General features: G+C 70.5%; 1 protein-coding gene. It reads right to left on the reverse strand.

The genetic code is table 11. The features are described 5' to 3' along the window. Positions 1-682, reverse strand: a 682-nt coding sequence (locus CCN33_RS28685) for an urease subunit alpha (RefSeq protein ID WP_140394724.1), incomplete at both ends; no start/stop codon positions are given.

The raw sequence follows: 682 nt of genomic DNA on the forward strand, positions 1-682 counted from the left end.
GATCGGCTGGGGGGTGGGGATGGAGGCGTTGGCGTCGCCCATCTGCGCGTAGGCGATCTGGCCGCCCTTGAGCACGAGCAGCGGCTTGACCCCGAAGAACGCGGGCTCCCACAGCACCAGGTCGGCCAGCTTGCCGGTCTCCACCGACCCGATCTCGGCGGCGAGGCCCTGCGCGAGCGCCGGGTTGATCGTGTACTTGGCGACATAGCGCCGTACCCGGTGGTTGTCGGCGCGGCCGTCGCCGGGCAGGGCACCCCGGCGGCCCTTCATCACGTGGGCGGTCTGCCAGGTGCGCAGGATGACCTCGCCGACGCGGCCCATGGCCTGGGAGTCGGAGGAGATGATCGAGATCGCGCCGAGGTCGTGGAGGATGTCCTCCGCGCCGATGGTGGACGGCCGGATGCGGGACTCGGCGAAGGCGAGGTCCTCGGGGACGGCCGGGTTGAGGTGGTGGCAGACCATCAGCATGTCGAGGTGTTCCTCGGCGGTGTTGACGGTGAACGGCCGGGTCGGATTGGTCGAGCTGGGCAGCACGTTGGGCTGCGAGACGACCGTCATGATGTCCGGCGCGTGGCCGCCCCCGGCACCCTCGGTGTGGTACGAGTGGATGCCCCGCCCGGCGATGGCGGCGAGGGTGTCGCCCACGAAACCGGCCTCATTGAGGGTGTCGGTGTGGATGGCG

Source organism: Streptomyces recifensis, from assembly GCF_002154615.1.
Classification (GTDB): Bacteria; Actinomycetota; Actinomycetes; order Streptomycetales; family Streptomycetaceae; genus Streptomyces; species Streptomyces griseoluteus.